The sequence below is a fragment of the Bacillus sp. UNC41MFS5 genome (assembly GCF_000686805.1).
The window spans coordinates 79,635-102,303 of the sequence record NZ_JMLP01000018.1 but is presented as its reverse complement, the minus strand read 5'-3'; the positions used below and the strand labels follow the sequence as shown (position 1 = coordinate 102,303).

At 39.4% G+C, this 22,669-nt stretch carries 18 protein-coding genes; 4 read left to right on the top strand and 14 right to left on the bottom strand.

Annotated features, from left to right (window positions below; all coding sequences use genetic code 11):
- Positions 1–169: 169 nt before the first annotated feature.
- Positions 170–1,594 carry a hypothetical protein gene (locus tag BR30_RS33145; RefSeq protein ID WP_051633562.1) on the top strand — a complete coding sequence of 475 codons (1,425 nt, stop codon included), beginning with the start codon at positions 170–172 and terminating at the stop codon, positions 1,592–1,594.
- Between the two features lie 444 nt (positions 1,595–2,038).
- Here BR30_RS33145 and BR30_RS0111010 read toward each other — a convergent pair whose 3' ends face one another.
- Together BR30_RS0111010 and BR30_RS0111005 are read right to left on the bottom strand one after the other, a co-directional pair.
- On the bottom strand, positions 2,039–3,520 hold the full coding sequence (locus BR30_RS0111010; protein ID WP_026565074.1) for a tagaturonate reductase: 1,482 nt from the start codon (positions 3,518–3,520) through the stop codon (positions 2,039–2,041).
- 171 nt (positions 3,521–3,691) lie between these two features.
- Positions 3,692–4,570, bottom strand: a complete 879-nt coding sequence (locus BR30_RS0111005; RefSeq protein ID WP_026565073.1) for an AraC family transcriptional regulator — start codon at positions 4,568–4,570, stop codon at positions 3,692–3,694.
- 185 nt (positions 4,571–4,755) lie between these two features.
- Between BR30_RS0111005 and BR30_RS0111000 the strand changes: the two genes are divergently transcribed.
- From BR30_RS0111000 to BR30_RS0110985, 3 genes are all read left to right on the top strand, one after another.
- On the top strand, positions 4,756–6,261 hold the full coding sequence (locus tag BR30_RS0111000; RefSeq protein WP_026565072.1) for a UxaA family hydrolase: 1,506 nt from the start codon (positions 4,756–4,758) through the stop codon (positions 6,259–6,261).
- 63 nt (positions 6,262–6,324) lie between these two features.
- On the top strand, positions 6,325–7,338 hold the full coding sequence (locus tag BR30_RS0110995; RefSeq protein WP_026565071.1) for a zinc-binding alcohol dehydrogenase family protein: 1,014 nt from the start codon (positions 6,325–6,327) through the stop codon (positions 7,336–7,338).
- Between the two features lie 315 nt (positions 7,339–7,653).
- Entirely contained in the window at positions 7,654–8,919 is a 1,266-nt protein-coding gene (locus BR30_RS0110985; RefSeq protein WP_026565069.1) for an MFS transporter, read from the top strand.
- Between the two features lie 66 nt (positions 8,920–8,985).
- On the opposite strand, the gene BR30_RS0110980 is transcribed toward BR30_RS0110985, so the two are convergent.
- The 12 genes from BR30_RS0110980 to BR30_RS0110925 all read right to left on the bottom strand — a co-directional run bounded on the left by BR30_RS0110980 (position 8,986) and on the right by BR30_RS0110925 (position 22,522).
- Positions 8,986–9,690, bottom strand: coding sequence for a GntR family transcriptional regulator (locus tag BR30_RS0110980; RefSeq protein WP_035445379.1), 705 nt, complete (start codon positions 9,688–9,690; stop codon positions 8,986–8,988).
- Between the two features lie 204 nt (positions 9,691–9,894).
- Positions 9,895–10,908, bottom strand: a complete 1,014-nt coding sequence (locus BR30_RS0110975) for a sugar kinase (protein WP_026565067.1) — start codon at positions 10,906–10,908, stop codon at positions 9,895–9,897.
- The gene (locus BR30_RS0110970) at positions 10,908–11,558 is read right to left on the bottom strand and encodes a bifunctional 4-hydroxy-2-oxoglutarate aldolase/2-dehydro-3-deoxy-phosphogluconate aldolase (RefSeq protein ID WP_026565066.1); all 651 of its coding nucleotides are present in this window, start codon (positions 11,556–11,558) and stop codon (positions 10,908–10,910) included. Before BR30_RS0110970 ends, BR30_RS0110975 begins: the two co-directional genes overlap by 1 nt.
- Positions 11,559–11,775: 217 nt before the next feature.
- Positions 11,776–13,398 (bottom strand): mannitol dehydrogenase family protein, encoded by a 1,623-nt coding sequence (locus BR30_RS0110965; protein ID WP_026565065.1) that lies wholly within the window; start codon positions 13,396–13,398, stop codon positions 11,776–11,778.
- The gene (gene uxuA / locus BR30_RS0110960; protein WP_026565064.1) at positions 13,367–14,476 is read right to left on the bottom strand and encodes a mannonate dehydratase; all 1,110 of its coding nucleotides are present in this window, start codon (positions 14,474–14,476) and stop codon (positions 13,367–13,369) included. Before uxuA ends, BR30_RS0110965 begins: the two co-directional genes overlap by 32 nt.
- A 21-nt stretch (positions 14,477–14,497) precedes the next feature.
- On the bottom strand, positions 14,498–15,520 hold the full coding sequence (locus BR30_RS0110955; protein WP_026565063.1) for a zinc-binding alcohol dehydrogenase family protein: 1,023 nt from the start codon (positions 15,518–15,520) through the stop codon (positions 14,498–14,500).
- Positions 15,521–15,687: 167 nt separating this feature from the next.
- On the bottom strand, positions 15,688–16,950 hold the full coding sequence (locus BR30_RS0110950) for an MFS transporter (protein ID WP_026565062.1): 1,263 nt from the start codon (positions 16,948–16,950) through the stop codon (positions 15,688–15,690).
- Between the two features lie 321 nt (positions 16,951–17,271).
- Positions 17,272–17,484 (bottom strand): hypothetical protein, encoded by a 213-nt coding sequence (locus BR30_RS0110945; RefSeq protein WP_026565061.1) that lies wholly within the window; start codon positions 17,482–17,484, stop codon positions 17,272–17,274.
- 230 nt (positions 17,485–17,714) lie between these two features.
- Positions 17,715–18,938: a Zn-dependent hydrolase gene (locus tag BR30_RS0110940; RefSeq protein ID WP_026565060.1), complete on the bottom strand. Its 1,224-nt coding sequence runs from the start codon at positions 18,936–18,938 to the stop codon at positions 17,715–17,717.
- Between the two features lie 21 nt (positions 18,939–18,959).
- Positions 18,960–20,444, bottom strand: a complete 1,485-nt coding sequence (locus BR30_RS0110935) for a sodium:solute symporter family protein (RefSeq protein WP_026565059.1) — start codon at positions 20,442–20,444, stop codon at positions 18,960–18,962.
- A complete protein-coding gene (locus tag BR30_RS0110930) occupies positions 20,444–20,644 on the bottom strand; it encodes a DUF3311 domain-containing protein (RefSeq protein ID WP_026565058.1) in 201 nt (66 codons plus the stop codon). Before BR30_RS0110930 ends, BR30_RS0110935 begins: the two co-directional genes overlap by 1 nt.
- 270 nt (positions 20,645–20,914) lie before the next feature.
- Positions 20,915–22,522, bottom strand: coding sequence for an amidohydrolase (locus BR30_RS0110925; protein ID WP_026565057.1), 1,608 nt, complete (start codon positions 22,520–22,522; stop codon positions 20,915–20,917).
- Positions 22,523–22,669: the final 147 nt, after the last annotated feature.

Below are 22,669 nucleotides of genomic sequence, written 5' to 3'. Positions count from 1 at the left end.
ATAGATTATAAGTCAAGATTCTCTTGACTTATTTTTTGATTCAAAAAGAGAAAATAATAAAACTTTTACATTATTTCACATAATTTTAACTCACAGATAATGTGAATTTAATAGAAAGTAATTACATTTATTTATGTAGATAATTCAAGATGAAAAAGGAGAGGAAAAAATGAAAAAGAAAAGAAAATTAGCTGCCGGACTAGCCCTATCGATCTCTCTGGCCTCCATTCCGCTTAACTTTGTAGTGGCAGAGTCCATTCCTCAAGTCCAATCCGAGAAAAAACAAGTAGAGAAAACATTTACAGTTTCATCTTCAGGTGAAGCACTGCTTGATCTAACTGCAATCGCTCCGGGTGTGGATTGGAGCAAGAAGGGCCAGGAATCAGCGGTTATCACGTTAACATTAGATGGAAAATACAACCAGGATATTGTTCTCTTTATGGGACAGAAAAAGTTCACTTACAAGGTAGCTCTTGGACACGTCAATCCTGGTGTTCATACATTAAGGGCTTCCCTTAATCTGGACAAGTCCCCAGAAGGAGCGAAACAGGTTAATATTATAAAAATGGATACAAACGTGGCATCTTCTGATTCTGAGGATGCACTAGGCTACCGTTTTTCACCTATCCTATATGGCCGCAATCTGCCAAATATCCCTGGTGCTTATGAGAATAATTATACTGATGTGCCGCTTATGATGTATCATACCCAATCCAAGGATGCAAATGGAAATATAACCATTGAATATACGGTGATTTGTTCAAACGAGGATGGCGGTACTAATACTCCGGCATTAATGGCACGTTGGGGCCGCACAACCGATATCGAGTGGATTTATCGGGTAAAACTGGATCCAAATCACAAGGTAATTTCGGAAAAGTATCAGTCACCTGGTCACGGAACAGTTGATTTTGACGGTTTAAAGGAACAAGACCATCCACTTATGTACACATCTACAAGCAATAACAATTTTAGTGCCGTAAAGGCTGGAGATACGACGAGTGGATACAGATTCTTCCTAAATGCTTCCCAAGAGCTTCCTTCCAATCGCACTCGGGAATACATAATGGATCAAAATCCATGGTCCTATCAAGTCATGGCAAAGGAAATGATTCGTGAAGGAAAAATCGAATCAATTGCAAACCCTGATTCGCAGGAAGTTTCCGATCAACGCAATTACCTGTATGTAGAATTCAACAAAGCGACTTCACCAGCGAATAGTTCAGCAGGAGTAGGAACAGCGATTGGCGTAACATTGAAAGGAGATTCCAAGCAGTACATTTCCAATCATAACGTTCCAGATTGGTCAATAACACGTGACAATCCTGCAGCAACCACTGTGGAACTTCCTGCAGGAACAACCACCAGTGATATTGAAAGCATTCATGCGATTGCTGTTCCGTTTGATTCCAATCCGAACGATGCCATTAATCCACCTGCGAACTACCAAATCAATGTAAAAGATGTCAATCGCGCCTTCATGCTGGACAATGATTATAAACCGCAAGCATCCCTGATGGAGTGGCATGGTACACAAGTTTTAACAGCCCAAAATCCGACCGTGGTTCTATGGACTGCTTCGGATAAACAATAACTGAAGTGAGACGGCGATCTCCAAAAAATGGGTTTCGACTTACTTTTTGGAGCCCCTTTTCTATTTCAATAAAGATTATTTAAGAATGTGCCTATTCCAATCGACCAATTTCTTCAATATCGAAAGGGTATATTCGACTAAATTCTTTATCTGCTATACTAATCAAACGATTGGTTAAAGCAGATGTAACATTCTCTATATAAGCTTTTCCTGTGAATGCATTGAAAGAAGAATGTCGAGATACGTTTGAAAATTCCGCAGGAAATAACCCATCTTTTTACATAGTTTGATGGGCTTCTTGCAAACTTGCATTATTCTATTCAAACCTCTACTTTCCGAAGGCAGTTTTTCATGATTTCTTTGTACAATGAAAAAATCAGGTGAGAAATTCACCTGATTTTTTCACCTTATAATTTTCCAACTCTTCTAATAGAAACCGTCAGATCAACCCACTTCAATTCTGCCATTCATTTTAGTAACTTCTTTAATAGCTTCCTTCATCCCATCATTATCAATTTTAATGAGATAATTCGTTACAGTCTCTGTTAACATTGGCACCATATTTAGGTCCGTACCCCAAACTTTTTCATAGGCAAGAACAGATGTAACAATTTGTTTTAGACCACTGTCTGTTCCGTCATAGTTTTGCCATAAGGATTTATATAAATCTAAAATATCCTGATCATCCTCCAGTTGGATTTCTTCTTCCCCTCTTTTTCCTTTGTAAAAACTGATTAAAGCGCTAAGGGAGAAGGTTAATTTCTTGGGAAGTTCCTTCTTCTTATCCAGATATTCAAGCAAAGACGGTAAATCCCTTGTTTTAAACTTAGACATTGAGTTTAAGGCAATGCTGCTCAAATAGTGCTGGACAAATGGATTCATAAACCTTTCCAGAACAGCCTCTGCAAAAAGCTTCAATTCTTGTTCTGGCATCTCTAATACAGGAATAATTTCTTCATAAATTAACTCTTCCACAAACTTCTTGGTAATTTCATTTGTAACGGCATCACCCACTGTGTCTAATCCGTATAAATAAGCAACAGGAGTCATGGCAGAATGGGCACCATTTAGAATTCTGACTTTACTTGTCCGGTATGGGGTCATATCGCTGACAAATTTAACATCAAGACCTGCTTTGTCAGTAGGAAATTCCTCTTTAATCCACTCTGGACCTTCAATGACCCATTGATAATATTGTTCTCCTACAACAACAAGATCATCTTGATACCCTAACTCTTCCGTGATTTCATGAATGTTGTCACTTGGGTAACCAGGAACAATTCGATCGACAAGGCTGCAGCAGAATGTATTGGCTTCATGAACCCAATAAACAAATTCTTCGCCCAACTTCCAATTGTGCGCATGTTGAAGGATGATTTCCTTCAGTTTTTCTCCATTTCGATCAATTAACTCACAAGGAATAATGATAAATCCTTTGTTTTTATCCCCACCGAACGCTTTATATCGGTGGTATAAAAGAGCTGTTAACCTCGCCGGATAACTTTTCTGCGGTTGATCCTCCAATTGATCATTTTCCTCAAAATAAATTCCAGCCTCGGTTGTGTTAGAAAAGATAAATCTTAATTCAGGGTTTTTGGCGAGCTCTAAATACTGGGAATAATCTGTATACGTGTTAATTCCCCTGCTGATACAATTGATCACGCTATGCTCTCTAACCGCTTGCTTGTTCTTGATTCCTTGCAGGTAAAGCGTGAATAATCCGTCTTGTTCATTTAATTTATGAACACCTGTCCCATGTTCTCTTGGTTGAACAACGACTACACTGCCATTAAAATTGGCTTCTTTGTTCATTTTGTCGATTTTCCAATCCACAAAAGCCCTTAAAAAATTTCCCTCGCCAAACTGTATGACCTTTTCCGGATATTCCCTGTAATCAGCCCATGTTTCCTTCGTTAATTTTTGCATTTATCTATTCATCCCTTTTAGTTAATATCTGAAAGCGTTAACAATATATAACCTTATTTTATCATCAATAAAAGGAATAAAAGTGACAGGTTTTGCTGTATTTATATCTGATTTTGATATGCTTGAACAAAAAAAAAACACAGGTGTTGACCCTGTGTTTTTTCCCGCGTGCTAATGAGCGCGGACTATTTTATGCTCTTTTCGAAAATTTGCTGGAGTCGTATCGATATATTTCTTAAAGATTCGATGAAAATGGGTCATGCTTTCGAAGCCGCATATTTCTGCGATATACGAAACAGAATGATTGGTTTCTACTAAAAGTTCTTTGGCTTTAATCACTCTTTTGGAATTTAAATACACCGTCAAGCCCATCCCGGTTGTTTGTTTAAATACTCTGCTGAAATGAGAGGTACTGACCAGAGCCTGGCTCGCCAGTTCGGTCAGGTTTAAGGGCTGGCTTATATTACTATTAATATAGACTAAAATTTCTTTGACCCACTCAGGTCCGTAGGTGTTTCTTTCGATTAAGTCCTGTTTATCATCCGTAAAGGCACGATATAAATCAAGAAGAATCTGATGAACAATCAGTAAAGAAGCATGCTTATTACCCAGTTGGTTATTTTCCGTTTCTTGATTAATTGTTAAGAGCTGCTCTACCATCTTTTTTTGATTGTCTTGTGGAAGAGCAATTTTAAAATTTTTCACCTTTTTTGCCCTCTCAAACAAATTTAAGAAAGAAAAAGTATCATCTATTAAAATATTATAAATTAATGTCGGGCTGAAAAAAATGATGGTAGATGTAACTGGGTCATCCTTATCAGGCATGGCACGATGAATCGTATCATTTGGGATAAGAAATACATCACCTTGCCGCATGTCATAGAAATTGTCATCAATGAAAAAAGTCCCTTTTCCGCTATAGACATAGACAATTTCATAGTAGTCGTGAATATGATCAGACAATTCCCTCTGCGGGCTTTTCGTATCTCGATAAATAAAAGAAAAAGGAAACAGTAAATTATTGTTTGAAACTTTTTGAACAGTTCTCATTTAGCTCATCACCCATAGTTATCTTATATCAAAAAATGGTACAAATAAAGCAAAACATGTAATTTATATTTCGATTCTTGTTGATTAAGATAGAAGAAAGCAAATGTTAGAGATAATCACACCTAAAAATGAAAGGGTTTTCTTCTCTTCGTTTACAAAATTTTTAAAGGCTGGGAGGAAAATGAATGAGTACAGTAGTGCAATTGCATTCCAAAGACGATGTGGTCATTTCCTTGCATGAGGTCCATCAGGGCGAGAATCTTCAAATTCAAACCGAAGAAAACGGCATCATCAATATTTCTATTCAAGAGGATATTCCTAAGGGGCATAAAATTTTAGTCCGACCTGTAAATAAAGGGGAAGATGTTCTCAAGTTTGGTTATTCAATTGGTAAAGCAAAGAGGGACATTTCTGTTGGAGAATGGGTACATACCCACAATCTTGAAACCGGTTTAAATGGAATCTTGGATTATACCTATCAACCTATCAGCCAACAGGAAGTCAAAAAAGAATCGGAGCATACATTCCAGGGATATCTTCGTGAAAACGGAGAAGCTGGTATCCGAAATGAGATCTGGATTATCAATACGGTAGGCTGCATTAATAAAACCTGTGAAGCTCTTGCTAAAATGGCGAGTGAAAAGTTTAAGGATCGCGGAATAGATGGAATCTATCATTTCCCCCATCCTTTTGGATGTTCCCAGTTAGGGGATGATTTGTCTAATACACAAAAGCTGTTAGCGTCTTTGGCCCAGCATCCAAATGCAGCTAGTGTCTTGGTTGTAGGACTGGGGTGCGAAAATAACCAAATTGAATCTTTTAAAGAGGTGATTGGTGAATTTCCTCCAAATCGCATAAAATTCATGAAGTCCCAGGAAGTGGAAGATGAATTAGAGACTGGTTTAAGTTTAATGGAAGAATTAGTCGAATATGCAGAACAATTTAAACGCCAGCCGGTACCTGTTTCAAAGCTGAAAATAGGATTGAAATGCGGCGGCTCTGATGGGTTTTCTGGTATAACAGCAAATCCCTTAGTTGGAGCGGTATCTGACTTAATTGTTGCTGACGGCGGAACAACGATTTTAACAGAAGTCCCTGAGATGTTTGGGGCGGAAACCATCCTGATGAATCGCGCGGAAAATGAGGAGATTTTTAATAAGATTGTTCACTTAGTGAATGATTTTAAAGAATATTTTATTCGTCATGATCAGGTCATTTACGAAAACCCTTCACCAGGTAATAAAGCAGGTGGAATTAGTACACTTGAGGAAAAATCGCTTGGCTGTACGCAAAAAGGGGGACGTGCTGTCGTTGTTGATGTAAGTTCTTACGGTGAACGAGTAGTAAAACCTGGTTTGAATTTAATCAACGCGCCAGGAAATGACCTTGTCTCTGTTACTGCATTGACTGCAGCTGGTGCTCATATCGTATTATTTACAACGGGTAGAGGAACACCATTTGGCGGGCCGGTACCAACAGTAAAATTAGCGACAAATTCCGATTTAGCCAATCGCAAAAAGAATTGGATTGACTATAATGCTGGACAGCTGCTTGAAGGAAAAACCATGGATGAACTGAAAATTGATTTATTCCAATATATCCTTGATCTTGCATCAGGAGAAAAGAAGACCAATAATGAAAAGTTTGGTTTTAAAGAAATTAGTATTTTCAAAGATGGAGTAGTTCTATAGACACCAAAATTTAGAAGTCCCACAAATAAAATTACCATGTAAAATAAAGGAGTCTAATTCCAAATGAAAAGTATTGTTTGTGAACAACCGAATCAATTTAAAATGGTTGAAGTGGAACGGCCTGAGCTTAAAACGGGAGATGCTCTAGTCCGCATCCGCCGCATTGGTATTTGCGGAACCGATTACCATGCGTACAAAGGAAACCAGCCTTTTTTCAGCTATCCTCGTACACTCGGTCATGAACTTTCTGGTGAAATTGAATCGATCGGTGCGAATTCTGCTGGTTTAAAGGCGGGAGATCAAGTATCATTCATTCCGTACATGAATTGCGGTGAATGTATTGCGTGCCGAAATGGAAAAACAAATTGCTGTACAGATATGAAAGTCTTGGGTGTCCATATTGAAGGCGGAATGAGTGAATGGATCACCGTTCCTTACACTCATTTAGTTAAAACAGAAACGCTGACACTGGACCAGTCTGCGATGATTGAACCTTTAAGTATAGGGGCACATGCGGTTAGACGTTCTGAACTTAAGCAAGGGGAGTACGTTCTAGTCATTGGAGCAGGGCCAATTGGTTTAGGGGTCATGGCTTTTGCTAAGCATGAAGGGGCAACAGTGATTGCCATGGATGTAAACGAAGAACGTTTAGCGTTTTGCCGTGAATGGGCCCGTGTGGATTATACTGTGAACGCATTGGAAAACCCGGTGGAGAAATTGCAGGAAATCACAAATGGGGAAATGCCAACCGTTGTGTTTGATGCAACAGGAAATGCTAAATCGATGTCTGATGCATTTAACTATCCTGCACATGGCGGAAAATTAATTTATGTTGGTTTAACCAAGGGGAATATTTCATTCGATGACCCTGATTTCCATAAAAAAGAACTTACCTTAATGGGAAGCCGCAATGCTACACGCGAAGATTTTGAATATGTAGTGAGAGCAATACAAAATGGCGGCGTGGATATCGAATCATATATTACACATCGTGCAAGCTTTGATGAGATGCTCAATCAATTTGAAGAGTGGTTAACTCCAGAGGCAAAGGTAATTAAGGCGATTGTTGAAGTGTAATAGCTAAATGTTGATTTTATGCACTCTGTTGATTGGAGCGGAATGCGCGAGATCCTCGAAAATGCTATCGCATTTCCTTCGTGCGGTGATTATTCAAGGAAGATTATTCAATGTCCTGCGGGAGTACGGGGCAGGGGAGACCCCGCAGGCGCTGAAAGCGCCGAGGAGGCTCCCCGGCGCACGCCCGCGAACCGCACGCGCATGGAGCGGATATCAACAGACTAGTTTAACACAGCCAAAAGAACAAATGGGATGATTTAGGTATTACAAGAAAGCGCTGACAAAACTTTAGGGGGTAAATAAATGTTATCAAAAATGTTCACTAGAGATAAACTACCTGTAATGATTTTATTATTCATAGCTGGCGTAATCAATTATTTAGACCGTTCTGCATTGTCCATTGGTGCTCCATTTATTAAGGAAGATTTATCATTATCAGCAACACAAATGGGAATCATTTTTAGTAGTTTTTCTGTAGGATATGCTATTTTCAACTTTATTGGCGGAATGGCTTCTGATAAATACGGAGCGAAACTTACTTTGTTTGTTGCCATGATTGTTTGGTCATTATTTAGCGGTGCGATTGCATTAGCCGTTGGATTTACAAGTTTAATTGTCATTCGTGTTTTATTTGGAATGGGTGAGGGCCCTCTTTCGGCAACCATCAGTAAAATGGTCAATAACTGGTTCCCGGCTGACCAACGCGCGTCTGCTGTTGGTTTAACGAATAGTGGAACACCTCTTGGTGGAGCCATTTCTGGACCAATTGTAGGTTTTATTGCTATCTCATTCAGCTGGAAGATATCCTTCCTTTTTATAATGGTTTTAGGTCTTGTTTGGGCAATATTTTGGTGGAAATTTGTTAAAGAAAAGCCTGCTGCATCTGCGGAAAAGTCAACTGTCGTAAAAATCAACACGGTTCCACAGCAAAAACGTCCATTAACCTTTTATTTGAAGCAAAAAACAGTATTATTCACAGCATTTGCATTCTTTTCCTATAACTATATTTTATTCTTCTTCTTAACTTGGTTTCCAAGTTATCTGGTAGATGCTCGTCACATGGATGTTAAAGAAATGAGTGTTATAACAATGATCCCATGGATTGTCGGATTTATTGGACTAGCCTCTGGCGGATTTGTTTCAGATTTTGTTTTCAAAAAATTCACAAATAAAGGTGTATTATTCTCAAGAAAAGTTGTGCTTGTCACTTGTCTATTTATTTCAGCTGTTTGTATCGGAGGAGCTGGTCTTGTAACCACAACAGTCAGTGCGGTAACATTGGTTGCGTTTTCGGTATTTTTCCTATACTTGACAGGGGCCATTTATTGGGCGATCGTCCAGGACGTTGTGGAACAAAGCAGTGTGGGATCAGTAGGCGGCTTCATGCACTTCTTGGCGAATACTGCCGGGATCATCGGACCTGCTTTAACAGGTTTCTTGGTTGATAAATCTGGTTCATTCACATCTGCATTTTTACTTGCAGGGGGGTTAGCAATCTTTGCTTCCTTATCTGTCATCCGTTTTGTTCGTCCCATTAAATATCCCAGCACTAACACGAAATCCGTAAAAATTTCAGGTTAACATTTAAAGAGACAATAAGTTCCAAAAAAAATCGACAGGTGCTGCCTGTCGATTTTTTCGGTCTAGTTAAGAAGTAAAATAGTCAGAATGCATTTCGATTACTTCTGGTAATTGGTCTTTTTTATGGCTAAAATGGTACTGCAATAATTTCTCTGTTTCCTCCTCGTTATTGGAGAAAACGGCTTTAAGAATACTTTGATGTTGACTTACCACATTTTCCATATGGTTTGGTGTCTTTAACTCTAAGTATCGCATCCGATTCAAATGACCTCTCATTTGTAACACAACAGAAATTAATGTTTTGTTTTCAACAAGTTCCAAAAATAGTTGATGAAATGCTTCATCCAACTGCAAGAATTCTATATTTTCTCCCTTAATGATGGCTTGTTGTTGTTTTTCAATTAATTCAATCGCCTTTGCTTCCATTTCTTTTTGACGTAAATCATCTGGATTCCAGTTTCTGGCCACTGATTTGAAAGCACTTATTTCCAAACTTTCTCTTACAAACCTGGCTTCTTCCACTTTCTTTACAGATATTAAAGCAACACGTGCACCCCGTTGTGGAATTATTTCAAGTAACTCTTCTTGAAATAGCATTAGAAAAGCTTCACGAATGGGTGTACGGCTTACTCCTAAAACAGCAGCCAGTTCACTTTCAGATAACATTTGTCCTGGTTTAAAATTTAATGTAATAATTTCTTCCCGGATTTTATCATAGGCTGCTTTTCCCAGTGTTTTTCTGTTATTTGTGGTGATACTTTTAAGACTCAATATGAAACCCCTTTATATAGCATACTTATATACAAAATTTTACTTCTGTAAGTTACTGAAGTCAACAGAACTCTTGCCCAAGAAACGATTTCTCATTTTATTCGATCGTATTCTATTTAATGATTGATTTGATAAAATAACCTACTCCACCAAAAGAAGCGAAGTAGGCATATTAATAGTCTCTCGATAAATTGATTTTAACTATTAGCGGACAATTTTCCCTGGTCCATTGTTTGCAAAGGCAGCTACCTCATCTACTGAAAACACATTACAATCACCATGAACTGTATGTTTTAAGACAGATGCTGCTGTCGCAAATATGATTAGTTCCTGGGAGGGCTTATTTTCTAAGATTCCATGTAAAATCCCTGCCGCAAATGCATCACCACCGCCAACTCGGTCAACGATGTGATCAATCTGGAAAATCTCTGATTGGTACAACTCTCCGCCAGTGAAATAGTTTCCTTGCAGCGTGTTGGTTGAAGCAGAAATAATCGTTCGGAGCGTTGAACTGATATACTGAATGTTTGGATACAATTCAATCATTTTTGAATAGTAATATCTCAATCTATCCTCTTTGGACAAGGAAGGGTCGGCTTGATCTAGGCCGAGAATGTAAACGGCATCCAATTCACCGAAAGAGCATATATCCACAAATGGAAGTAATGTTTTAAATGCATCTGCTGCTTCTTGCTGGCTCCAAAGTTTTGCCCGGAAATTGAAATCAAAGCTTGTAAGTATCCCTTTTTCCTTTGCTTTTTTTAGCGCATGCAAGGTAAGTTCCTTTAATCCTGGGGATAGGGCCGGAGTGATTCCGGTCACATGAAAGAGTTCCGCCCCTGAAAAAACTTCATCAAAATCAATTTCATCCGGTCCAAGCATCGAAAAACTGGAGTACTTCCTGTCATACGTAACTTGGGAATTTCTTTGTCCTACTCCAGTTTCAAGGTAGTAGGTACCTAACCGTTCCCCGCCTTTAATCAGATAGTCCGTATGGACATCGTAGGATTTCATATGTCTCTCAACAGCGATTCCTAATGGATTTTCCGGTACTTTACTGACAAAATAGACGTCATGTCCAAAGTTTGAAAGTGAAATGGCTACATTTGCTTCGGCACCGCCATAATGCATGCTAAGCTGATCAGCTTGAAAGAGCCGTTCACCGCTATTTACGGAATAACGAAGCATAATTTCTCCAAGTGTAACGATTTTTTTCATCAGCAGTTCCCTCTTGCTTCTTGTACTTTTTGAACATATTGCTTGGCATAGTCCGTAATTTTGTCATAATTCCCTTGTTTGGCTGGTGCCACTAAATTTCCACCCACACCGACAGCGACACAGCCATTTTTTATCCATTGATCCACATTATCTAAGTTGACTCCGCCAGTTGGCATAATGTTCACTTGTGGAAGAGGAGCTTTTACTGCCGTTACAAAGTCAGGACCGAAGGCATTACCAGGGAATAGTTTCACGATATCGACCCCGGCCTCTAACGCATGCTTTATTTCGGTGATCGTCATACATCCAGGCATATATGGTATTTGATAGAGATTACATAGCTTTGCTGTATCTGCATCAAATGCCGGACTAACGACAAACTGCGCACCGGCAAGAATCGCGATCCTTGCTGTTGTTGCATCAAGAACCGTTCCGGCGCCAATGACGACATTTGAATTCTCTCCGTAAATAGAAGCTAATTCCTTGATGACTTCATCTGCACCTTTTACAGTGAAAGTAACCTCAATCCCTTGAATGCCGCCTTCTACACATGCTTCTGATATTTTAATAGCTTCTTCCTTGGAATCTGCTCTGACAACGGCGACTACGCCACAGTCGGATATTTTCGTCAATACGTCTAGTTTTTTCATTATTTTCTCCACCTTTCATTTATTCTTTTTCCAACGGCAGCTATTAGTAAAGTTATTGGCCACCCAAACTTTACTTGTGACGCCTTTTCGGTCGCCTATTCGGGCTATTGGCTACCCAACTTTCAAATCGTACTTATGCCGCAAGTTGGGTCGTCAATAATAGGAAATGGGCCATGACAAACTTCGCATGACCCACCAACACCTATCTAACCGCAAATTATTCCTTATCTGATAAGACATATTTCTCCAGAGTACGGCGGACGGCACCGGTACTTGCAAGCATGTCATAAAACATGGACTCAATCTTTTCGCCCAATCCTATCTCATACACATTGACTCCAAAGATCGCTTCATTAGACAGGATTAAATTTATGTTAGATGTTCGGTCACCCAAAGCAACACCCAGAAGAGCCTCTTTCAGGGTCTCAAGCTGAGGGTCAGGACTTAGAGTAAATGGCTGACCTTCATCATCAATGCCAAGGAGATAGCGGCACCACGTTGCAATCGCAAGCGGGATCGCGTTCAAATCGGCCGGATTCAAGTCCTCTCTTTTTACATAAGACTTCAACGTTTCACTGAAGCGGATTCCTACTTTTAAGGAAGTGTCGCAGGCGATGCGCTGCGGCGTATCTGGGATATAAGGGTTGGAAAAGCGTTCGTTCAAAACTTCATCCAGGAATGCCTTCGGGCTGATAATCTTAGGGTCGACCACGACCTTCAATCCTTCTTGGTAACCGATCATTTCTACAAATTTCCTCAGTGTTTCGTCTTTCATTTCATCTGCAATCAACGTATAGCCAAGCAGGCAGCCGGAAACAGCCAATGCGGTATGAAGCGGATTCAGGCAAGTGGTTACCTTCATCGTTTCAATATTGTTCACCGTTTCCCGGTCCGTAAAAATAATTCCCGCCTGCTCCAGAGACGGACGGCCATTCGTGAATTTGTCTTCTATGACAAGATATTCACTTACTTCTGCATTGACGAAAGGTGCCGTATACGTATTTTTCGGTGTGACAATGATATCCATGCCGCTAATCCCTTGGTCAACAAGAGCTTCCTTCACCTTTTCAGATGGCCTTGGCGTAATTTTATCAATCATGGTGAAAGGGAAGGTAATCTTGCCCTCATCTTCGAGATAAGCAATAAAGCCTTCCTCCACAAGTCCCCTCTTGAGCCATTCCTTTGCAATCGTTAAGACGGCAGCTTTGAGCTTGTCGCCATTATGTGAACAGTTATCCATGCTGACGAAAGTCATTGGATATTGTCCTTTCAAATATCTGCGATAAACAAGCGATGTGACAATGCTCATGGCATGGACCGGCTGATCCAATCCAGATTCAAAATCCTTCTCAACCATGCCTAGGAACTCCCCGGATGGATTCGTCAAGGTATAGCCTTTTTCCGTAATTGTAAAACTGGCCATCTGCAGACTTGGATTCTCAAAAATCCCGACAAGTCGCTTGAATTCATCGTTCCTGTTAAAATCAGCTGCAATCGTGTCGACAATGCTGTTAATGACAGTCTTCTCAAAAGAGCCGTTTGCTTTCATGGTCACAAGCAGGGTCAGATTATCATACGGCTTATTTAACCGTTCGATCATGTCAAAATCATACGTTTTCACGGCGATAATTCCAGTCTCGGCTTGTCCTTGGTTTAACAGTTTTTGATGAGCATTAGCAACAAAGGCCCTGAAAATATTTCCGGCACCAAAGTGTACCCACTGCGGCTTTTCTAGCGTGTTTTTGGCGACCTGTTCAAAATCAAATTGCGGAAGTTCGACTCCGATTTCTTTCCAGGCTTCAGCTTCATTAACTATGCTGCTTCTCTTTAACTGTAGCACTTAGTTCTCTTCCCTTCTCTTTTTCAAGGCTGTCCCAAACACCTAGCATGTACATAATTCCAAGCGCTCTGTCATACAGCCCATAACCAGGACGGCAGTGTTTTTCTTCGCCCCAAAGGTGACGGCCGTGATCCGGTCGGACATAACCTGTAAATCCATTTTCATGGTACGCTTTGATGACTTCGGCTACATCGACGCTTCCATCTTGGCCGCGGTGAGAGACTTCAATAAAATCGCCATTTTCAAAAACCTTTACATTACGGATATGTGCAAAATGGATTCGATCATGAAATTCGCGAATCATCGCCGGTAAATCGTTTACAGGATTGGTTCCTAATGATCCAGTGCAGAAAGTTAAGCCATTGTAAGGGCTGTCCACTAAATCTAGGAATCTTCTGATATAATCCCGATTGCGAATAATACGCGGCAATCCGAAAATCGGCCAAGCGGGATCATCCGGATGGATCGCCATTTTCACATCAACTTCTTCACATACAGGGATTACTCGTTCAAGGAAGTATTTCAAGTTGTCGAAAAGAATGTCTTCGGTAACACCCTCATACGCTTTAAACAAATCATCCAACTTAGCCATACGTTCCGGTTCCCATCCCGGCATGGTAAAGTCACCGGCGCCGCCCAAGATTTTTTCAACCATATCTTTTGGATCATCGGTAATCGCAGCTTTTTCATAAAACAGGGCATTGGAACCGTCTGGCAATTCCTTATATAGGTCTGTTCTTGTCCAGTCAAAAACCGGCATAAAATTATAGCAAATTACTTTCACTCCGACTTTAGAAAGCTTCTTAATGGTATCGATATAAATATCGATATACTTATCCCTGGTAGGCAATCCGATTTTGATATCATCATGAATGTTTACGCTTTCTACCACAGCCGGGCTGAATCCTTTACTGCGAATTTGGTCCGCAACCTCCTGGATTCTTTCCATTTCCCATTCTTCCCCTGCAACCTTATCATGCAGAGACCAAACCGCTCCCATTACACCCGGAATTTGCCGAATATGGTCAAGTGTAATCGAGTCGTTCCCTTCACCATACCATCTCCATGTCATTTGCATTGATATCCACTCCTTCTCTTTTTATCGTGAAAAATCTAAATGAACTTTTCTTACTGCGTCTGGATTAGTTTCGATTAATTGAATCGCTTCTTTCACTTGCTCGAAAGGAAACGTATGTGTAACAAAGCTATCTATATCTATTTTTCTATTATTAAAAAGATCGATGACTTCTGGAAACTGGTCCGTTTGCAATCTGGATCCGCTGACTGTCAGTTCTTTTTTCGTAATCTCCAGCTGTGGAATCCCTGACTTTTCTTCACTAAATCCTAACACAACAATTCTTCCAGCAACTGAGGCAAGTTGGACCGCTTGTTCGAATGTTTTTGTTGTACATACCGCATCAATGACAACATTCGCTCCCATTCCCTCGGTTAATTCATTTATTTTTTGAAAAATATCTTCATTCAACGGGTTGACCGTATAATCTGCACCAAGGCTTTCGGCATAGCTCAGCTTTTCTTCACTTAAATCTGAAATGATACATGTTGCTCCTCTATACTTGGCAACCTGCAAGGCACAAATCCCAATCGGGCCGGCGCCCATGATAAACACAACGTCTCCCTGCCTGACATCCCCACGCCAATTTGCTTGTGCTCCAATTGTAAAGGGCTCTACTAAGACCGATTCTTTCCAAGCTAATGTTGGGTCAACTTTGTGAGCCATTTTTTCAGGGACAACAACATACTCCTGATAACCACCATCAATGTGAACCCCAAAAACCTTTAAATTCTGACAGACATTTTGACGTCCAGATCGGCACGCATAGCATTCTCCACAAGTGAGAATCGGTTCGATGACCACATGATCGTTCACCTTTAGAGAGGTAACGTCTGCGCCAGTCTTTACTATTTGGCCAGTGACTTCATGTCCGATTACTCTTGGATAGGTAGCAACTGGTGAGGTTCCATGATAGATATGGACATCTGAACCGCAGATACCAGCCATCTTCACTTGAATCAGAACCTCATTTTCATGTTGAATCTGTGGCATTTCTTTCTCAATGATTTCAAGCTGCCCTGGTTTAACCACTTGTATCGCTTTCATAATTCATACTCCTCCATACCCTTCTTCTCTTAAATACTAGTATACAAGGTAAGAGTCAACAAACTACGGAATACTAGTATACAAGATAGGGTATAAAATTAAATTCATTTGCTATAGCTTCATTATATTACACTGGTATACTAGAATACAATCAATCTGCTATGCTATTAAACCGCTTTCCCTGTCAACTCAGCCTTATATTTTTTAGTAATAGGTTTAACAAACTTAATGACTGCCAATGAAGCAAAAACTGCTAACCCTCCGGCCAATAAAAATGCCGCGGTGTAAGTACCAGATTTCTCCACAAGGAAACCAGTTAATGTAGGACCAATGATTCCAGCAGTATTAGCCAAGAAGTGCATGAATCCTCCGACAGATCCTACGTTCTTTTGGTCGACAACGTCTTGGACAATCGCCCAGTAAATCGCACCTGTTAAATATAAGAAGAAAACGGATAATGCTACTAAACTTACAGCAGCCACTGTGGTCGTAACGAGACCAGCAATCCCAATACAAACGGCAGATGTAAACAAACAAGATACTAATACTACTTTACGAGCAAATAATGCTTTTCCTACTTTTTTATACACAAAATCAGAAACCATACCGCCTGAAGCTAGACCAATGAAACCCAACACCCAAGGAATAACGGTTACGACACTCATTTCTTTAATACTTAGACCACGTGCATCGGTTAAGTAACTTGGGAACCAAGTTAAGAAGAAAAATAGAATATAGTTATAAGCAAAGAACGCAAAAGCAGTAAATAGAACCGTTTTTTGTTTTAAATAAAATGTTAATGGTATTTTTTCACCTGACTGATTTTGACCTGACTTTGCAGAGCCATTATTTTGCTTACTTTCCTCAGCAGGTTTATCTTTAATAAACATGAACCAGCAAACTGCCCACACTAATCCGATGATCATAATGAGGACGAAAGAGATTTTCCAGCCATAATTCAAGGCAATGATCCCAACGATAGGGCCGGCAATCGCTCCCCCTAGTGGTGTACCGCTATTAGCAAGCCCAATGGCAGTTGCCCGTTTATCTGAAGGGAACCAGTTATTGACCATTTTATTGATAGTTGCCGACAACGGACCTTCGCCCATTCCAAAAAGGACCCGAATAACAATCAAGCTGGCAAGGCTGAATGCTAGCGCAATCGCACCGCTGAATAGAGACCAAACAATCATAGCTACGAACAAAGTAAGTTTTGCCCCGTATTTATCAGACGCCATTCCGCCAATAAAGTTGAAAATAGCATATCCAACAGAGAAGCTACTAAAAACGATACCCAATTGTGTCGGTGATAAATGTAAATCTTCGGTAATAAAAGGTGCCGCTATAGAAAGAGCAGATCTGTCTAGGTAGTTCACCACACCTGCCAAGAAAAGCATTACTAATACAATCGTTTTTCCTTTTGAAAACATATGTTAACCCCCTTGTTATGTTTGTGGTTCAAATGCAACCGTTTACTTTTCATGATAAAAAAATATTCATTTCGTCTATTTTAGTTTATCACTCCTTTTGGCTAGTAAATGTAAGCCTATTCAAAACGTCTACATAGAGATAGTAACACATACATATACTAGTATACTAGTATCTTTTGAATGTTTTTTATTTTCCTTTTTTTAACAGGTTTAATAGGAACGGTTCTCCTGGTCACCCAGCCCCTTTTGTCCAAACAAAGGATTTTAATTGAAAATAGCCGCCCACTTAGGTATGAGAATTCATAGGCGGAGAATTTCCGGCTAGTCAGCAATATCTTTATAAAGATTTTCGAATATTTCTTTCGGTAATTTAAATCCAACTGTTTTATCATTTCGCCAATAAATAACCAACTTAACTTCATTGCCTTTTTTTTCGACTTCTAATAATGCATTTTCACCAATATCTCGAATAGAAATTAATTTGTTCCCATCTTTTTTATCTTTCTTTTTATAATCGTAATTGTAGTAACTCATATAGCTCGCCTCCTAACATCAAACTCCTATTTTTTTATTCTACAACAAAGTAGACATTACCTTCTTTCTAAAATATCCACACTTTTAGTACAACTCTTAGCACTAAAAATCTCACTAAAATCATACTGCACAATGGCTATTGTACAATGCTTCTCATCTAATGAGGAAAAAGGTTCAGTCCTCTGCTGCGATAATGTTGCAGGGAACTGAACCTAATTTTTTCATTGCATTTATCTTACTTTTTCACGGCATAATTTTAATACACTATTCAGTAAAACGTTCGCACCTTTAGCGCAGTCTTCATAGGAAGTTAATTCATCCTCACGATGACTGTAGCCATTTACACTTGGTACAAAAATCATCGCAGTTGGTATATAAGAGGCGATGAATTGAGCATCATGTCCAGCGCCGCTATACATTCGATTTTCTTGATAGCCTAACTCTTTGCAAGTGGAATCCAAGGCATTGATTACTTCTTCATTAAAGTCAACCGTATCTCGATCCCATAGAAGTGTTGACTTTATTGAACATCCATTTGAATTTTTTGGTAATTGCTCCACTATTCGGCTTACTTCGGGAATGACCTCAGGATCCTGATGTCTTGCTTCTAAAGTAAAGGTTACCTCTGAAGGAATAACGGTATGAATATTTGGATAGGCATTGATTCTTCCGATGGTGTATACAAGATCCGAATCTAATCTCTGTAATTGTTTTTGCATATCTGCAATCATATTGGCAGCAGTGAACATAGGATCTTTACGCATGCTAATCGGTGTTGTACCTGCATGATTGGATTCTCCGTAGACAGTGATTTCGTAGCATACCATTCCGAGTACACCTACTACAACACCGATATCTAAGTTTTTCCTTTCAAGTACAGGTCCTTGTTCAATATGCAGTTCGATATAAGCGCTCGCTTCTTTTAAACGATTTTTCTCAGATCCTTCGAAACCGCTTTCATTTAATACTTGAGCAAATGAAATGCCATTTTTATCTGTTGAAGCGAGCATTTTTGTTTTATCAAACTTTCCGGATAACACACCGGAAGCCATAAGAGATGGCTCAAACCGTGCTCCTTCTTCATTTGTAAAATTGACAATCGTAATTGGGTAGTCTAACTCGATATTTTCATCTTTTATCGTATAGACCGTCTCTAAAGCAGTTAGGACGCCTAGCACTCCATCGAAACGCCCGCCTTTGACAACAGAGTCTAAATGAGAACCTATGACAATAGGTGGTAAGTCTTTCTTTCCAGGTAATGTGGCATACATGGTCCCCATATCATCGTAGGTTACGGTCATTCCTATTTCTTCACATAATGTTTGGAATTTCTGACGTGCTGCGATATCTTCCGCAGATAATGAAAGTCTCGTTACTCCGTTGTTATCTGTTTTGCCAAATAAACTAAATAAATCAATTAATTTTTCAAGTCGATTCGCATTACACTTTATCACAAGGAGCCCTCCTTTAATTATTTAACCAATTCTTTCTTCTACTACCTTGGAACTTTCTCTTGCTACAAAAGTGTTAGTTAGTAAACTTACACCCACTCCTATGAAAATATTAACCGCAATGGCTACAAAACCAATATTGATATCATTAATGACACTTGGAATATTTGGGAAAATATTTACTAATTTAAATGCAGTGACTGAATTAAATAATACGATGGAAACCCCTGTGATAATACCGGCAATCGCCCCGTACGCATTCATAAGCTTTGTATTAAAGAATCCGAAAATAAGCGCAGGCACTAATTGGGTAATTAAACCATATGACATGATGTTTAAAATAGCCAAAGCTTCTCCGCCAAAAATACTGAAAATATAAGCAGTTAAAATAATGAATAAAACAAATAATTTAGACACGGATAGTTGCTGGCGATCGCTTGAATTTGGCTTAATTAACTTATAAAAACCTGTCATTAACCCGACTGCACCAGACATGACCATTACCGATACCGGTACTAACGCCGTAAGTACGCCAGCCCCGCCAACAATTCCCACAAACCAAGGATCGAATGTTTGCATCGTGAGACGTAACAATGAAAGGTCACCATCAGCACCTTCTAAACCAGGTACTTGAATAATCGCCGAAAATCCAATAAAGAAAGCAAATAAAATTAAAATCGTATACAACGGCAGCGTGATCGCGTTTTTCTTTAATGCACGCTCACTTCTAGCAGATAATACTACACTAAACGACTGTGGTAATAGGTAAAAACCAAATGCATTTAATACGATGGTTGAAATAAACCATGACTTACTAAAGCCTTCAGATGCGAATGTTAACGCTTCGGGTTTAACCGTTTGAAGGGCTTCGAATAAAGGCTTGATGCCGCCAAAATAGTGATAAGGAATATAGATACCTAAGAATACAATCACAAATAAAATCATGATATCTTTTAATACGGCATTCCAAGCAGATCCATGGATACCAGAGACCGTAACATAAATCGTCACAATCGCTGCACCGATCGTTGAAGCCATTAATGGTGAAATCGATCCATAAGAAGCTTCTGATACGATAATTCCTAATCCTTTTAATTGGATGACGATATATGGGATGAGCGCAATTAAACCAATGAAGGCGACAACCAAACCAAGAGCTTTACTATTATAAGTTTTCATAAAGTATTGGGGCTGAGAAATGACCCCATGCTTGTTCGCAAAACGCCAAATTTTAGGGACCATCCAATAGGAAAGCACATAGGCCAAGCAAATATAGGCCGGAACATAGTACGCTGCTACACCTTTTGAATAGGCCCATCCGCTGCCGCCTAAAAAGGTAAAGGTGGTGTAAACTTCACCAGCAATGAGCAGGAATACGAAGAGTGTGCCAAATCCTTTATTCCCAACCGCGAATTCATTGACGTTCATTTCTTTTCCACGGGTTGCTCGAATTCCTAAGTATAAAGCGACGATGGCTACGAGAAAGATAATGATCAACGCACTGTTCATTACACTTCACTTCCTTTATTTGCAGGGTCTAATTTATACACGATGAACAGAACAACCGAAGAAAGAATCATCCATAATACAATCCAAAATAATAAGAATGGTAATCCTAAAATATACGGTTCAATACGATCAGCTACTGGCAGAAGGACACACATACCAATGAAAGGAATAATCAGTAAAAGCTGCGCATACTTTCTCACTTAATTCCCACTCCATTCCTATTCTTGTTTTTTTCATAAAGCTCTTTTCTAAAAAATTGTTGCTTTTTTGATTCGCTGATTGAATGCTAGAATTCGCCGATAGAAGAGGCAAATTCGCTGATAGAATCTCTATATTCGCTGATAGAATCTCTATATTCGCCGATAAATGATTTGGGTCCGCTTAAAATGTTCAATAATTCAATGATAAAGTGTAAATTTATACATTTTTTATGAATTTTTAATAGATAAGTTAAGGGAAAACAACAAATTTTACGAAAACAGCCTTTCATAAACAATTTCACCATCTAGCATCGTTGCATCCACTTTAATGTCGGTTATTTTTTCGATAGGACTGTTCAATAGAGAAGTATCTAATATCACTAAATCTGCCAATTTACCTGCTTCAATGCTGCCTTTACTCTTTTCATCAAAGCTTGCATAGGCTGCGTTATACGTATACATGCGAATGGCATTCATGAGAGACACTTTTTGTTGCTGTCCAAAAGCTGTACCTTGTCGGGTTAATCGAGCAACGGCCGTGTATATGCCCACGAATGGGTTAACGGTTGTTATCGGTGCATCTGAGCCAGCGGCGGTGATGATGCCTTGGTCCACTAAGTCCTTCGCTGCATACATATAATCCGTGCGTTCACCATAATTGCGAATGTAACTTTCCCCAAATTCATATGGGAAGGATGGATTGAGAATCGGAATGACATTTAGTGCCCTAGCTTTTTCTTGCAAGTCAGGCGGACATATCCCTAAATGCTCGACACGATGGCGATGATTCTCACGCGGATGTTCTTGTAATAAACGTTCAATCACGCCCAAATATTGCTCAATCGCCTTATCTCCTTGGGCATGTACGGTAATTTGATAGTCATTTTTATGTGCTTCGGAAAAGATGGAATACAGTTCATCTTCTGTATACATCAAGTAACCGTAATTGTCCCCATCACTTGTGTAAGGCTCACGCGTAGCGATGGTCGGTCCTGTACTGCTGCCATCCGTAAATAGTTTGGCAGGGCCAATTTTGAAAAAGTCATTGCCCGTATGGGTCATGACACCAGCCTTTAACATGTTTTTCGTAAAGTTTTCGCAATCGTTTAGACTAGCAATCATGGCATAAGTTCTGACTTTTAGTTGCTTTTTATTTGAAGCCTTTTGCATGATTCTAAAGGTGTTTTCGTCAAATCCTCCTGCATCATGGACACTTGTAATTCCATGAGAGAATAATTGTTCTTGCGCTTTTGTCAGCGCCTCAAACAATTCTTCATCACTATAAGTCACATTTTGATTAAATTGTAAAAAGGCATTCTCGATAAGGCGGCCTGTAAATTTGCCGTTGTTGTCTTTTTCAATGGTTCCGCCTGGAGGATCAGGAGTGGCGGCATCAATATCGGCTAACTTTAAAGCAGCTGAATTCACAATACCGATATGCCCACAGGTACGGGTAATGACGATTGGGTGTTCTTCTGTTAGTTGATCAAGTTCCTGGATGGTGGGATAACGTTGTTCTTCTACCATTAACTCATTGAATCCAAATACGCGGATAACTTGTCCATTTTTCGCCTTTTGAACAATAAGTGCTAATTTTTCTAATAGCTCTTGAATCGAGTGAATCGAGGGTTCTTTACAGTTGAGGTGCATTAATGTATTGCCGTATAAAAAAAGATGCATATGAGCATCAATCAGACCTGGTAAAACAGATCTCCCATGCAAATCAATGACTTTTGTTGTAGAGGAAATGCGCTTTTTAATTTCTTCTGTTGTTCCTACTGCTGCAATTTTGTTGTCTTCAATTAAACATGCTTCAAAGACTTCGTTTCTATTATTCACTGAAATGACTTCACCGTTTAATAGAGCTGTCTGATTCATTGGGTCACTCCTTTATCTGAATTTTTAGATTATAACAAAAATAAATATAACATAGCTTTTTAGCCGCTAGGTATGAACATAATGTAAAGAAGTTTTCTTAACTGTTTTACATTATGTTATATTATTCTTTGTAAGCGCTCTTTTTTA